Here is a 13,058-nt window from a genome sequence, read left to right on the forward strand (position 1 = left end):
CCCCGCCTTCGCTGTTGCGAAGGCGGCGCGTCCCGGTATCTTTGTTTCTGTTTTTTTCTGGAAACAAAATACCGATGGCCCTTCATCGCGACATCTACTGGGTTGGCCGGCAATGGGCCGTCACTGGCAGCGGTATCCAGGCCTGCGACCAGAAGCAGAAGGGCAAGTTCGATATCGAGGCCGCCAGGCTGTGGGAAGACGGCGTGCTGGAAAGCACCCGCGCGCTGACATGGCTCAACAGTGAGGATTTCGAAAAGGCGCTTTCGGTTGCGCGCAAATATTATCCCGAGCCGCCTCGAAAGGAGCCGCCGGTGCCGCCGCCTGCGCCGCCGGAGCTGATTGTTTCGGGATTGGCGAGCAGTGTTCCCAAAAATACCGTCGCCAAAAACGATATTCCCAAGAACGGTATTTCCAGGGATGACATTGCGGGCGAGCTGATAAAACCGCCGCCGAAGCCGGTGGTTGGGGCTTTCGATTTGCGGATCGAAGGCTCGCGCGCGAAATTTCTTCCGGTGTGGCGTATTCGCGTCCACGGCCGCTGAAAAAACAAATAGTTCGTATTTGAATTGCACTCGCCATGATCGGAGGCGGGGCTGTTCACTTTCGCAATCGCATAATTTCACGACCCTATGGTTTTTGTGGATGCGTCTGCCTTGTCACCGCGTGCGACGATGAAAATGTCATACTGAGACGTCACAACGGTTTCAGAACCGGAGGACGGCGGTTCGGTACTACAGACCAGGATGCGTCATGCCTGAATATCAACCGGTATCTTCGGCGCATATTGCAGCCATCGAGCGTCCCCGCTGCCCGGACTGCCGGCAGGATCGCATGCTGTTGTCGAAGCACGAGATGGGACGCTACGGCCGTGGTACCAGTACCTTCGAATGCCGCAAATGCGGTCGCGTTCAAACCATCATCGGATCTGATGATCCCATGCGTTCGCGCGCGAAGGGCTGGCTCGCCGGCGAGCTCAAACCGCCGACGTAAGCTTAAACCGCGCGTGAAACCGCCAGTCGCCAGTGCAATCGCGGCGGCGAGGTCGTTGTTTTGACAGGCGTTCCCTGAATTGGCCGGGTTTGCTCTAAGGGCGATAGCCGGATAATACGGCGCATCACCGCCCCGGAATCGACCGAAAAGAGCCTTTAAGCCGATGCGAATTCTCTGCACCAATGACGACGGCATTCATGCCCCCGGCCTGAAGATTGTCGAGGAAATCGCACGCGCGCTATCGGACGATGTTTGGGTGGTCGCGCCGGAACTCGACCAGTCCGGTGTATCGCATTCGCTATCGCTCAACGATCCCTTGCGCCTGCGTGAAGTCGGGCCGCGTCACTTCGCAGTGCGGGGCACACCGACCGATTGCGTGATCATGGGCGCGCGCCACATCCTCGGCGAAACCATGCCGGATCTCGTGCTGTCGGGTGTCAACAAGGGCCGCAATGTCGCGGAAGACGTCGTTTATTCCGGCACCATCGCAGGCGCACTGGAAGGCACTATTCTGGGCATTCCCTCGTTTGCACTGTCGCAGGAATTCAGCATGGAGACGCGCAACGCGCCGCTATGGGATACGGCGCTGAAATTCGGACCGCCGATCCTGCGCAAGGTGCTCGACGCCGGCGTACCCAAAAATACCGTGATCAACGTCAACTTTCCGTCCTGCATGTCGGATCAGGTTGCGGGCGTGCGGGTGACGCGACAGGGCAAGCGCAATCTCGGATTTCTGAAAGTCGACCAGCGGCGCGACGGCCGCGGCAATCCCTATTTCTGGATCGGCTTCGAACGCCTGGCGCAGGTCGATGTACCGGCCGAGGGGACTGATCTGGCCGCACTGGCCGCGCGTTATGTCTCGGTGACACCGCTGCGGCTCGACCGCACCGACGAAGCGTTTTCGGAAGCGCTGACCGCGACGTTGAAATAGCAGCAGTCGTCGTCCGGCCCGCGCCGGAACAACGCCGAAGATTCGTTAAACCGCCGCGCTCTTCAGCGTCGCATCGATCATCTTCGCCAAGGTCTCGATCTGGAACGGCTTCTGCAACGCGGGGCGATCGCGGTACTCCGGGGGAAGACCGGACGAGCCATAGCCGGTCGCGAAGATGAAGGGACGATTGCGCGCCTTGATCAGGTCGGCGACCGGTGAAATCACCTTGCCGTTGACGTTGACATCGAGGATTGCGAGGTCGAATTCGGTGGATTGCACCAGCCGGATGGCCTCGTTGATCTCACCGGCCTCGGCGGCGACGCGGTAGCCCAGCTCCTCGAGCATATCGGCTACCATCATCCGGATCATGACCTCGTCCTCAACGAGAAACACTGAACCGCCCGGCGGTCGCGTCGCAGTCATGATGTCAGAATCCTTGCCCGTCCCAAGCCGAAAGGTTCGCAAATAACGCTGTCAAGTCAAGCGAGCATACACCCTCGACAGCCGCTTTAGCTTGCCAGTCGAGCAGGATTGATCGTCAGGCGCACTAACGCCAAAGATGTACACTGGGTTCCCACCCGGGAACAGCGATTCCGGGCGAAATATTTCCTTAAGCCGGCAGCGTCTATGGCATCACCTTGTTGGACTTCGCGGGCTCAAGGCCCGACGCGCGTGACGATCAGAACCGATAAGGCTCCAGACGGGATCAAGATGCCCACCAGCCAGAAGCCGCCGGAAAAGATGATGTTTCAGCTCAACCTGCGGCGGCGGGGGATCAGCGATCAGGCGGTGCTGCGTGCCATGGAAGAGATTCCGCGCGATCAGTTCGTCGCGGCCGCCGACCGCGCCGACGCCTGGCGCGACAGCGCGCTCGGAATCGCCTGCGGACAAACCATCAGCCAGCCCTTTGTGGTGGCCTACATGACCGAGCAATTGCAGTTGCGCCGCCATCACCGCGTGCTCGAGATCGGGACCGGTTCGGGTTACCAAGCCGCGATCCTGTCGCGGCTGTGCCGGCAGGTATTGACGATCGAGCGGTACCGGACGCTGGCCGACAGCGCGCGGGCGCGGCTCGAGAAGCTGCGCTGCGACAATGTCGAGGTGATGCTGGGTGACGGCTTCGACATCCCGGCCGGGGCCGGGGACTTCGACCGTATCATCGTGACCGCTGCGATGGAGCAAATTCCTGACGCGCTGGCGCAGCGGCTCGAGCCCGAGGGAGTCCTGATCGCCCCGGTCGGTCCGCATCAGGGTACCCAAACCCTGGTCCGGCTGGTCAGGACCGGCGGGGGTTTTGAGCGCAAGGATCTCGTCGACGTGCGTTTCGTGCCGGCGCTGCCCGGGATTGCCCGCGAGCTGTAAAACCCCGGATCGGCTGTCCCGCCAACGTCTTATTCGCGGGCTTAAGCGGTTGTTTACTCAAGACGTGTTTACTCAAAACAGTAATTTGTTGCGTACGAGTGAGTAACCATGCCCCGTGTCGTCGAGTTGCTTTGCTCGCGCCGTACACCGCACGTCGCGGTACTGGCGCTGATGTCGATTGGTTTTGCCGGTTGCAGCGCCGACATGTCGTCGCGCCTTTCACAAAATCCTTTTCAATCGGATGCAACCGGTTCGGTGCAGCAGGCCCCTGTGGCCGAGCGCCGCGAACTTCCGCAATACGCCCGTCCGCAATATCAGCAGCCACAATATCAGTCGCAGGCCCTGCCGCCTCCGATCTCCGCTCCGCAGTCTTATCCGGCCGCGAACGCCGGCGTGTCCGGAGGAGGGCGCGGACTGGCTTCGTATAGCCCGCCGGCCAGCCCGCGGATCGAAACCACCGGCAGTGTTGCGCCGCGTTCGGTTGCCGCGACCCACGCTCCGGTGCAGGGCACGACAATCATCGTCGGCACCAGCGACACGCTGGAAGGTCTGGCGCGCCGCTATAATGTTTCATCTGCGGCAATCCTGCAGGCCAATGGCTATAAAGGTCCGCGCGCGCTGTCGCCCGGTCAACAACTGATCATTCCGCATCCGGCCGCGGTGGCCGCTGCGGCGCCCGTGCTGGCTGCTCCCGTGAGCAAACCGGTTGCCGTCGCAACCGTGGCTGCGCCTTCGGTTCACGTCGTCAATCCCGGCGATACTCTGCTCAGTATTGCGCGCCGAAATCACATTTCGGCCGCCGAACTGGCGAAAGCCAACGGCATTGCACCTTCCGCGAACCTCAAGCTCGGCACCAAGCTGACGGTGCCCGGTGCAAAGACAGCTTCCGCCGTGCCGGTTGCGCAGCCTGCTGTCGTCGCCACGGCGCCGGTCGCCGCGCCCCTGGCGGCGCCCGCGACCAAGATGGCTGCGGTGACGCCCGATCCCCAACAGAAGGTCCGGTTGGCGCAAGCTGCGCCGACCGCCGAGGAGACTGCGGCTGAAAATCCTGTCAAGGCTGCCGAAGCCACCGGTGCCCTGCCGACGTTCCGCTGGCCGGTGCGCGGCAAGGTGATCACGAGCTACGGCGCCAAGACCAATGGCAAATCCAATGACGGCATCAATCTCGCCGTGCCCGAAGGCACGCCGGTGAAGGCGGCCGAAGACGGCGTTGTCGCCTATTCGGGTAACGAGCTGAAGGGCTACGGCAACTTGGTTCTGGTCCGCCATTCCAACGGCTATGTCACAGCCTACGCCCATGCCAGCGAGTTGTTGGTGAAGCGTGGCGACACCATCAAGCGTGGCCAGATCATTGCCAAGTCCGGGCAATCAGGTGAAGTCGGCTCGCCGCAACTTCACTTCGAAATCCGCAAGGGTTCGTCGCCGGTCGACCCGCTGCAGTTTCTCAACGGGGCGTGAGTTAGCGGTTTTAGTTGATCGTCATTGCCGGGCGTAGCCGTCCAAAGGACGGCGTCGCTTCCGCTCGCCTATGACCCGGCAATCTATCATTTTTCAAAATGCATTTTGTGAAGCGTGAAGATGGATACGCGGGTCACCTAGCGCGAAGACGCGCTTCGAGCTTTCGCCCGCGTATGCCAATTTAGGATTTCAACTTCACGCCCAGCCGTCCTGCCAGTTCCTGCGTGAACTGCCAGGCGACACGTCCGGAACGAGAGCCCCGCGTGGTCGACCATTCCAGGGCTTCGCGTTCGAGCTGCTCGTCCGCGAGCTTGATGCCGAAATGGCCGCAATAGCCCCGGACCATCGCCAGGTATTCGTCCTGGCTGCAGCGGTGAAAGCCGAGCCATAGTCCGAACCGGTCCGACAGCGACACTTTTTCCTCGACCGCTTCGCCGGGATTGATCGCGGTCGAGCGCTCGTTTTCGATCATCTCGCGCGCCAGCAGATGCCGGCGGTTGGAGGTTGCGTACAGGATCACGTTTTCCGGACGGCCCTCGATGCCGCCTTCCAGCACCGCCTTGAGCGATTTGTAGGAGGCGTCATTGCCGTCGAACGACAGGTCGTCGCAGAATACGATGAAGTGGAAATGCGAATTGCGCACGAGATCCATCAGGGCGGGGAGGCTCTCAATGTCCTCGCGATGAATCTCGACGAGCTTCACTCGGTCGGCAGGTTTGCGGTTGGCATTGATGCTGGCATGCGCCGCCTTCACCAGCGACGATTTCCCCATGCCGCGCGCGCCCCACAACAGCGCGTTGTTGGCCGGAAGCCCGTCGGCGAAACGTTCGGTATTCTCGATCAGGATGTCGCGCATCCGGTCGATGCCTTTGAGCAAGCCGATCTCGACGCGGCTGACACGGGGCACCGGCGCGAGTCGTCCATCTGGATGCCAGACAAAGGCGTCGGCGTGGTCGAGTGAATCGGCCGTAGAGGATTTTGGCGATGCAGCGGAAAGGTGCGCCGCAATGGATTCGAGCGCATGCGCAATCCGCTCAGAGGTCGCATGTTCGGAGGTCGCCGCGGGGCGTTTTGCCGCTGCAGCCGGCGATTTTCGTTGAGGCGCCCTGGAAGCGGCGCGAGAGGCTGTTTTCTTAGGGGTTTTCTTGGCTGTTTTCTTGGGTTTTTTCGACATCTTTGGCCTTTCTGACGACGCACCCTTAACGGGCCTGCAAGGAGCCTGCAAGCGGGCCGCAAGCGGTCCAAATGAGCGGTCTGGCAGCGTTGCAATTGGGACCGCGGCCGCTATAGTCCGCGCGAATTTGCCCGGACCGGCTTGACGCTCAGGCGCTGCCGGTCCATTCCCGTTTCACAAGGATTGTCCGAATGCTGATTACCCCCGCGTTTGCCCAGGCTGCGGGCGCCGGTGACACCAACAGCATGTTGATGTCGCTGCTGCCGTTCGCGCTGATCTTCGTGATCATGTACTTCCTGATTTTGCGACCGCAGCAAAAGAAGGTGAAGGATCACGCCGAACTGGTGAAGAACATCCGCCGCGGCGACACCGTGGTGACGACGGGCGGCCTTGTCGGCAAGGTCACCAAGGTTGTCGATGACGACCAGATCGAGTTCGAAATCTCCGACGGTGTGCGCGTGCGGCAGATGCGCCAGATGATCTCCGGCGTCCGCGCCAAGGGCGAGCCGGCGAAGGAAAAAGCTGATACCGCCAAGGAAGACAGCTCGGCGAGTTAGCGCTATTTCCGATCGCGCATATTCCAGAATTTAACGGGTCAACTCGATGCTGTATTTCACGCGGTGGAAGGCGCTGGCGATTATCCTGACCGCGCTTGTGGTCTGCCTCTGCGCCGTGCCGAATTTCTTCCCTGAGGCCACGGTGAAGACCTGGCCGGCCTTTGCGCAGCGTCGCCTGGTGCTCGGCCTCGATCTGCAGGGCGGCTCTTATCTGCTGCTCGAGGTCGATGCCAACGCGGTCAAGAAGGATAAGCTCGACCAGTTGCGCGACGACGTTCGCCGCGTGCTGCGCGATAACAAGATCGTTTATACCGGACTGGCCGCCAGGCCCGACGCCGTCGAGGTCCGTATCACCAAGGATACCGATGCTGCGACCGCGCTCTCGAAGCTGCGTGAATTGTCGCAGCCGCTCGGCGGGCTGCTCGGTTCCAACGGGCAGCGCAGCCTCGAGGTCGCCGACGCCGGCGGCGGGCTGATCCGCATGACCGTTCCGCCGGCGGCGATCACCGACCGGACCCGGCAGGCCGTCGAACAGTCGATCACCATCATCGAGAAACGCGTCAACCAGCTCGGCACCGTCGAGCCGCTGATCCAGCGTCAGGGTGTCGATCGCATCCTGGTGCAGGTGCCAGGCTTGCAGGATCCGACCCGGCTGAAAGCGCTGCTCGGGCAGACCGCCAAGATGGATTTCCGGATGGTCGATACGACGGTTCCGCCGGACCAAGCCATCCAGGGCAGGGTTCCACCGGATTCCGAGCTGCTGCAGAGCGCGGAATCGCCGAACACGCCCTACGTCATCAAAAAGCAGGTGCTGGTTTCCGGCGGCGATCTGACGGACGCGCAGCCCGGGTTCGACCAGCGCAGCGGTCAACCGATCGTCTCGTTCAAGTTCAACACCTCCGGCTCGCGTAAATTCGCGCAAGCCACCATCGAAAACGTCAAGCAGCCTTTCGCGATCGTGCTCGACAACAAGGTGATCTCGGCGCCTGTGATCCAGGAGCCGATCACCGGCGGCCAGGGCCAGATTTCCGGCAATTTCACCGTGCAGCAGGCCAACGACCTCGCCATCCTGCTGCGCGCCGGCGCGTTGCCGGCGCCGTTGACCATTATCGAGGAACGCACCGTCGGCCCCGGCCTCGGCCAGGACTCGATCGAGAGCGGCGAACGCGCCGCCTATGTCGGCTCGATCCTCGTGATCGTGTTCATGCTGCTCACGTACCGCTTGTTCGGCGTTTTCGCCAACATCGCGGTCGCCATCAACGTCGCGATGATCTTCGGCCTGCTGTCGTTGCTCAACGCGACACTGACGCTGCCCGGCATTGCCGGCATCGTGCTGACCGTGGGCATCGCGGTGGATTCCAACGTGCTGATCTATGAGCGCATCCGCGAGGAAATCCGGGGCGGGCGTACCGCCATTTCCGCGATCGACGCCGGCTTCAAGCGGGCGCTGTCGACGATCCTCGATTCCAACATCACCACCTTCATCGCCGCCGCCGTATTGTTCTACGTCGGCACCGGTCCGGTGCGCGGCTTCGCCGTGACGCTCGGCATCGGCATTGTCACCACGGTTTTCACCGCCTTTACCCTGACCCGGCTGATTGTAGCGGGCTGGGTGCGGTGGAAGCGGCCGCAACGCGTGCCGATTTAAGATGCGGAGCACGCTGTGACACACTTCATTTTGCTCGGATTGCTGGCGGTGATCGCGGTATTGACCGTGGTCGCGTGCCTTGGCTTGCTGCCGTCGCTGCGGATCGTGCCCGACGACACCAAATTCGATTTCACCCGGTTTCGCCGCATCAGCTTTCCGATCTCGGCGCTGCTCTCGATCATCGCGATCACGCTGTTCTTTACCCATGGGCTGAATTTCGGCATCGATTTCAAGGGCGGCACGCTGCTGGAAATCAAGTCCAAATCCGGCAATGTCGATATCGCCGCGATGCGTGCCAGCCTGAGCAGCCTCGGCCTCGGCGACATCCAGTTGCAGCAATTCGGCGGTCCCGATGAAGTGCTGATCCGCGTCGCCGAACAGCCCGGCGGCGACGCTGCACAACAACAGGCCGTGCAGAAGGTCCGTGGCGCGCTTGGCGATGCCGTCGATTATCGCCGCGTCGAGGTGGTGGGTCCGCGCGTTTCCGGAGAATTGCTGGCCTACGGCATGATCGGGCTGATGCTCGCGATCCTTGCGATCCTGATCTATCTCTGGTTCCGGTTCGAATGGCAGTTTGCGCTCGGCGCCATGATCGCCAACGTCCACGATATCGTGCTGACGATCGGCTTCATGTCGATCTCGCAGGTCGACTTCGATCTCACCAGTATCGCGGCGCTGCTGACGATTCTCGGCTATTCGCTCAACGATACCGTCGTGATCTATGACCGGATCCGCGAAATGCTGCGGCGTTACAAGAAAATGCCGATGCCGGAGCTGCTCAACGAGTCCATCAATTCGACGCTGTCGCGCTCGATCATCACCCACGTCACGGTGACGCTGGCGCTGCTGGCGCTGTTGTTGTTCGGCGGCAATGCCATCCACAGCTTCACCGCGGTGATGATGTTCGGCGTGGTGCTGGTCGGCACCTACACCTCGATCTTCATCGCGGCGCCGATCCTGATTTATCTCGGCGTCGGCACCCATCGCGATGCGCCGGACAAGCCTGCCAAGAAATGATGGTGGTGTGACGATGTCAGGTCCCTCGGACGCTCCGCATCTTCCGAGATCGGCGCCGATCGAGGCCTACGGCAAGGGCGGCTTTGCCTTCGCCGATATGTCGCATCGTGGCTCGCTATTGTGCCTGCCGGATGCGATCTGGGCTTGGCCTGTTACCAGACCCGAGGAAATCGATGAGGTCTCGCTGGCCCGGGTGTTCGCCGCGGCCAACGTCATCGATACGCTGATTGTCGGCACCGGCACCGATGTCTGGCTGGCGCCGCCGGCGCTTCGAAATGCGTTGCGCAGGGTCGGTGTCGTGCTGGACTCGATGCAGACCGGGCCCGCGATCCGCACCTATAACATCATGATGGGTGAGCGGCGACGCGTCGCAGCCGCGCTGATTGCGGTGCCATGAGCGGCGCGGACACAGCGGGCAAAGAGGCCGCCGGCTTCTGCGCCGAGCTGGTCCGCACCCACGATTTTAGCCGCTACGTCTCCACGCTATTCGTGCCGGCGGAGCAGCGCCGCGCTCTACTGGCGCTATATGCCTTCAATGTCGAAATCTCTCGTGTGCACGAACAGGTGAGCCAGCCGCTGCCGGGCGAGATGCGTCTGCAATGGTGGACTGACATGCTGAGCGGCACGGATCATGGCGGCGTCGAGGGCAATCCGGTCGCGGCCGAACTGATGCTGGCGATCCGGAACTGGCGCCTGCCGGTCGAGCGGCTGTCGCGCCTGATCGATGAGCATCAGTTTGATCTCTACAACGATCCGATGCCGACCATGGCGGCGCTGGAAGGCTACATCAACGATACTTCATCGGCCCTGTTTTCGCTGGCGGCGGGGATCGCCGGACATCCCTCCGAGGCGGCCGATCATCTGGCGCGTCACGCCGGCTTGGCCCAGGGCATCGCGCAGGTGATCGCGGCGTTGCCGAAGGACGCCTCGCGGCGCCAATTGTTCGTGCCGCAGGAAGTGCTGGAGAACCATGGCTGCGGGATCGAAGACATCTTCGCGGGCAAGCAAACCCCAAAACTGCGCGCCGCGCTGGATCAACTGCTCGGCGAGGCGCGGGGACATCTGAAGACGGCCTATGCGCTGCTGGCCGATGTGCCACCGCAGGTGCGGCCGGTATTCCTGCCACTGGCGATGGTCGAGCACGACCTGCAATGCATGTCGCGGGCAGATAATGATCCGTTCATGCCGCAAGCGACGTCGAGGTTTCGGACACTGTGGACGTTGTGGCGAGCGTCGCGGTCGCGGCTGTTTCGAGCGTAGAGATAGACCGCCTTATGACGGCGGTGGCGTCAAATCTGCCGTCTCGAAATTAAACCGGTCGCGCAGATTCTTGCGCGATCCCAGGATGTCTTTCAGGAACGCGCGATCCGCGGGACTTTTCATCATCGGCTCGACCAGATCGAGCTGGTTGGTTGCGACGAGTTGCAGGATCTCCGTGCGAGGTCCGCCATTTGCATCGCGGGGCAGGGCCTGCACGACTTGGATATGCTCGGGCGGTTTTGGCCCCTTGGCTGCAGTGAGCTCGTTGCGTAGCTGGGTTTCAAGCGAGGTCTGGTCGGCCTCGACGAAGGCATAGAGTCCGACGCCGCTACGCCGATCGGCGAAGGCGACAATGGTCGCATCGCGCACTCCGGGATTTTTCTTGATCAAATCGAGCAGCACCGGTGCATCATTCACCAGGCGCCTGCCGCCGCCTTCGCGATCGGTGAAATTGAACAGACCGCGGGTGATGGCGCGGTAGACTTTCTTGCCGGTCATCAGCCATATGCTGGCGACCAGCGATTTGCGCGCCAGGATTTTGCGCTCTTTGGGTGTTAGCGCGTCCGGCGCGTAGCTGCGCTTGTGCTTCAAAAGATGACGCAGGTCTTCGTAAGCGGCGATCCGGAACAGCCGGCTGCGGGTGCGAAAGCAGGCCGCGAGCTGGAAATCAGTGACATAGGCGCGGCCGTCAGTACCGCGCAGCCAGTTCTGCTCCTTGGCAAGATCGTTGTGGCAGATGCCGGCGCGATGCAGCTTGTGCAGGGCCTGCTTGGCGGAGCGGAAATAGGCGACGTCGCCAACGGGTTTCGCCAGATGCAGCGCTACGCCATCGATGAAGCCTCGCACCAGCGCCTGCCGGCCGGCCCATAGCAATTCAGGTCCGACGCGCAGATCGCGCGCCAGCCCCAGTGCACGGCGTTCGCGTCCAAACAAATGGCGTGCCGGAATATACGACCACCAAGGGACCTGATCGAGCCGGCGCAACACCGCGTCGACTTCGCCGGCATCGCCGCGAAAGCGACCGCGCTCGACCGTGGAGAATACATCGCGCTTCAACAGCACGCCTTCGGTCCATCGCGCCGACAGAGCGGCGGCATCTTCTTTGGGCAGACTCATCGAAGGCTCACGCGGCGGCCGCGACGTGCAAATTATCGGCGATCCAGCGATCGAGATCCGACAGCGCGCGGGCGCTCATCGCCTGCTTCTTCGCCACGGTCTTTTCATTGCCGCGCAGCCGCGTGCCATCGGCGTTTTTGGTGGGAGCTGCGGCGAGCGGCGGAAACAGGCCAAAATTGATGTTCATCGGCTGGAACGAGCGCGGCCCGGCGTCGATGGTTTCGATATGGCCACCGGTGATGTGGCCGAGCAGCGATCCCAGCGCCGTCGTCGATGGCGGCGGCGCCAGCAATTGGGAGCGGGCATCGGCCGCAGCATAGAGACCCGCGATCAGCCCGATGCTGGCTGATTCCACATAACCTTCGCAGCCGGTCATCTGTCCGGCGAAACGCAGCCGCGGTTGCGCGCGCAGACGCAGTTGCGCATCCAGCAGCTTGGGCGAATTCAAAAACGTGTTGCGATGCAGGCCGCCAAGCCGGGCGAATTCGGCATTCTCTAGTCCGGGAATGCCGCGGAACACGCGTTGCTGCGCGCCGTGCTTCAGCTTGGTCTGGAAACCTACGATGTTGTAGAGCGTGCCGAGCTTGTTGTCCTGGCGTAGCTGGACGATGGCGTAAGCCTTTACCGTCGGATTATGCGGGTTGGTCAATCCGACCGGCTTCATCGGACCATGACGCAGCGTTTCGCGGCCGCGCTCGGCCATCACCTCGATCGGCAGGCAGCCGTCGAAATAGGGCGTGTTGGTTTCCCACTCCTTGAAGTCGGTCTTTTCGCCGGCAACGAGCGCATCGACAAAGGCGTCGTACTGTTCTTTCGTCATCGGGCAATTGATGTAATCGGCGCCGGTACCGCCGGGCCCCACCTTGTCGTAGCGCGACTGAAACCACGCCGCCGACATGTCGATGGACTCCCGATGCACGATCGGCGCGATCGCGTCGAAGAACGCCAGCGCGTTCTCGTCGGTCAATTCGCGGATCGCCTCCGCGAGCGGCGCGGAGGTCAGGGGGCCGGTTGCGACGATGACGTTGCGCCAGTCCGCCGGCGGCAGGCCATCGATTTCGGCGCGCCGAATCTCGATCAGGGGATGGTCTTGAAGCGCCTTGGTGACGGCGGCGGAAAATCCGTCGCGATCAACCGCCAATGCGCCGCCGGCGGGCACCTGATTGGCGTCGGCCGCGCGCATGATCAGCGAGCCCAGCCGGCGCATTTCGGCGTGCAGCAGGCCGACCGCGTTGTTGACGGCGTCGTCCGAGCGGAAAGAGTTCGAACACACCAGTTCGGCCAGGCCATCGGTGCGATGGGCCTCGGTCATCAGGTGAGGGCGCATCTCGTGCAGCACGACGCGAACGCCGGCATTGGCGACCTGCCAAGCGGCTTCCGAGCCGGCGAGGCCCGCGCCGATGATGTGCACGGGTTCAGAAGGGGATTGGGTAGCTGTCATGGGCACTGAAGTAGCGCGTTTCCAGGCGAAGTGGAATGCGCGTGCAGCGCAGATACGACAACGCCCGCAACTCGGCGGGCGTTATCCGTCTCAACGATGGGCTG

The 13,058-nt window shown here is 62.3% G+C and carries 14 protein-coding genes; 10 read left to right on the forward strand and 4 right to left on the reverse strand.

Features of this window, described 5'->3' with window-relative positions:
* Window positions 1–74 precede the first annotated feature (74 nt).
* The 3 genes from HB676_RS28430 (at window position 75) to surE (ending at window position 1,921) form a co-directional block, all read left to right on the forward strand.
* The gene (locus HB676_RS28430; RefSeq protein ID WP_213741808.1) at window positions 75–542 is read left to right on the forward strand and encodes a hypothetical protein; all 468 of its coding nucleotides are present in this window, start codon (window positions 75–77) and stop codon (window positions 540–542) included.
* Window positions 543–750: 208 nt separating this feature from the next.
* A complete protein-coding gene (locus tag HB676_RS28435; RefSeq protein ID WP_213741809.1) occupies window positions 751–990 on the forward strand; it encodes a response regulator in 240 nt (79 codons plus the stop codon).
* Window positions 991–1,153: 163 nt separating this feature from the next.
* Entirely contained in the window at window positions 1,154–1,921 is a 768-nt protein-coding gene (gene surE / locus HB676_RS28440; protein ID WP_213741810.1) for a 5'/3'-nucleotidase SurE, read from the forward strand.
* 45 nt (window positions 1,922–1,966) lie between these two features.
* Here the strand turns inward: surE and HB676_RS28445 are convergent, their stop codons facing one another.
* Window positions 1,967–2,344 (reverse strand): response regulator, encoded by a 378-nt coding sequence (locus HB676_RS28445; RefSeq protein WP_213741811.1) that lies wholly within the window; start codon window positions 2,342–2,344, stop codon window positions 1,967–1,969.
* A 288-nt stretch (window positions 2,345–2,632) separates the two neighbouring features.
* On the opposite strand from HB676_RS28445, the gene HB676_RS28450 reads away from it, so the two are divergent.
* Both HB676_RS28450 and HB676_RS28455 read left to right on the forward strand, forming a co-directional pair.
* Window positions 2,633–3,283, forward strand: coding sequence for a protein-L-isoaspartate(D-aspartate) O-methyltransferase (locus HB676_RS28450; protein ID WP_213741812.1), 651 nt, complete (start codon window positions 2,633–2,635; stop codon window positions 3,281–3,283).
* A 108-nt stretch (window positions 3,284–3,391) separates the two neighbouring features.
* The gene (locus HB676_RS28455; RefSeq protein WP_213741813.1) at window positions 3,392–4,741 is read left to right on the forward strand and encodes a peptidoglycan DD-metalloendopeptidase family protein; all 1,350 of its coding nucleotides are present in this window, start codon (window positions 3,392–3,394) and stop codon (window positions 4,739–4,741) included.
* A gap of 181 nt (window positions 4,742–4,922) precedes the next feature.
* Here the strand turns inward: HB676_RS28455 and HB676_RS28460 are convergent, their stop codons facing one another.
* Entirely contained in the window at window positions 4,923–5,915 is a 993-nt protein-coding gene (locus HB676_RS28460; protein WP_213741814.1) for an ATP-binding protein, read from the reverse strand.
* A gap of 191 nt (window positions 5,916–6,106) precedes the next feature.
* Here HB676_RS28460 and yajC point away from each other — a divergent pair, with 191 nt between their 5' ends.
* Genes yajC through HB676_RS28485 form a run of 5 tightly spaced genes read left to right on the forward strand, consistent with a single transcriptional unit; the run spans window position 6,107 to window position 10,397 of the window.
* Entirely contained in the window at window positions 6,107–6,472 is a 366-nt protein-coding gene (gene yajC, locus HB676_RS28465) for a preprotein translocase subunit YajC (protein WP_213741815.1), read from the forward strand.
* Window positions 6,473–6,518: 46 nt separating this feature from the next.
* Complete coding sequence (gene secD, locus HB676_RS28470) at window positions 6,519–8,120, forward strand: protein translocase subunit SecD (RefSeq protein WP_213741816.1); 1,602 nt, start codon at window positions 6,519–6,521, stop codon at window positions 8,118–8,120.
* Between the two features lie 15 nt (window positions 8,121–8,135).
* Complete coding sequence (gene secF / locus HB676_RS28475; protein WP_213741817.1) at window positions 8,136–9,137, forward strand: protein translocase subunit SecF; 1,002 nt, start codon at window positions 8,136–8,138, stop codon at window positions 9,135–9,137.
* Window positions 9,138–9,150: 13 nt separating this feature from the next.
* A complete protein-coding gene (locus HB676_RS28480; protein ID WP_213741818.1) occupies window positions 9,151–9,534 on the forward strand; it encodes an Mth938-like domain-containing protein in 384 nt (127 codons plus the stop codon).
* Entirely contained in the window at window positions 9,531–10,397 is an 867-nt protein-coding gene (locus tag HB676_RS28485; protein ID WP_213741819.1) for a phytoene/squalene synthase family protein, read from the forward strand. Before HB676_RS28480 ends, HB676_RS28485 begins: the two co-directional genes overlap by 4 nt.
* A 12-nt stretch (window positions 10,398–10,409) precedes the next feature.
* Here HB676_RS28485 and HB676_RS28490 read toward each other — a convergent pair whose 3' ends face one another.
* Window positions 10,410–11,513: a serine/threonine protein kinase gene (locus tag HB676_RS28490; RefSeq protein WP_213741820.1), complete on the reverse strand. Its 1,104-nt coding sequence runs from the start codon at window positions 11,511–11,513 to the stop codon at window positions 10,410–10,412.
* 7 nt (window positions 11,514–11,520) lie between these two features.
* A complete protein-coding gene (gene trmFO / locus HB676_RS28495) occupies window positions 11,521–12,954 on the reverse strand; it encodes a methylenetetrahydrofolate--tRNA-(uracil(54)-C(5))-methyltransferase (FADH(2)-oxidizing) TrmFO (RefSeq protein WP_213741821.1) in 1,434 nt (477 codons plus the stop codon).
* Window positions 12,955–13,058 lie beyond the last annotated feature (104 nt).

This window comes from Bradyrhizobium sp. dw_411 (assembly GCF_018449695.1).
Taxonomy (GTDB): domain Bacteria; phylum Pseudomonadota; class Alphaproteobacteria; order Rhizobiales; family Xanthobacteraceae; genus Bradyrhizobium.

Bases quoted from the DNA above. Each gene is read 5' to 3' on its own strand.
- HB676_RS28430 (WP_213741808.1), top strand. From the start codon at position 75: ATGGCCCTTCATCGCGACATCTACTGGGTTGGCCGGCAATGGGCCGTC.
- HB676_RS28480 (WP_213741818.1), top strand. From the start codon at position 9,151: ATGTCAGGTCCCTCGGACGCTCCGCATCTTCCGAGATCGGCGCCGATC.
- HB676_RS28445 (WP_213741811.1), bottom strand. From the start codon at position 2,344: ATGACTGCGACGCGACCGCCGGGCGGTTCAGTGTTTCTCGTTGAGGAC.
- surE (WP_213741810.1), top strand. From the start codon at position 1,154: ATGCGAATTCTCTGCACCAATGACGACGGCATTCATGCCCCCGGCCTG.
- HB676_RS28460 (WP_213741814.1), bottom strand. From the start codon at position 5,915: ATGTCGAAAAAACCCAAGAAAACAGCCAAGAAAACCCCTAAGAAAACA.
- HB676_RS28490 (WP_213741820.1), bottom strand. From the start codon at position 11,513: ATGAGTCTGCCCAAAGAAGATGCCGCCGCTCTGTCGGCGCGATGGACC.
- secD (WP_213741816.1), top strand. From the start codon at position 6,519: ATGCTGTATTTCACGCGGTGGAAGGCGCTGGCGATTATCCTGACCGCG.
- HB676_RS28485 (WP_213741819.1), top strand. From the start codon at position 9,531: ATGAGCGGCGCGGACACAGCGGGCAAAGAGGCCGCCGGCTTCTGCGCC.
- HB676_RS28435 (WP_213741809.1), top strand. From the start codon at position 751: ATGCCTGAATATCAACCGGTATCTTCGGCGCATATTGCAGCCATCGAG.
- HB676_RS28455 (WP_213741813.1), top strand. From the start codon at position 3,392: ATGCCCCGTGTCGTCGAGTTGCTTTGCTCGCGCCGTACACCGCACGTC.
- yajC (WP_213741815.1), top strand. From the start codon at position 6,107: ATGCTGATTACCCCCGCGTTTGCCCAGGCTGCGGGCGCCGGTGACACC.
- HB676_RS28450 (WP_213741812.1), top strand. From the start codon at position 2,633: ATGCCCACCAGCCAGAAGCCGCCGGAAAAGATGATGTTTCAGCTCAAC.
- trmFO (WP_213741821.1), bottom strand. From the start codon at position 12,954: ATGACAGCTACCCAATCCCCTTCTGAACCCGTGCACATCATCGGCGCG.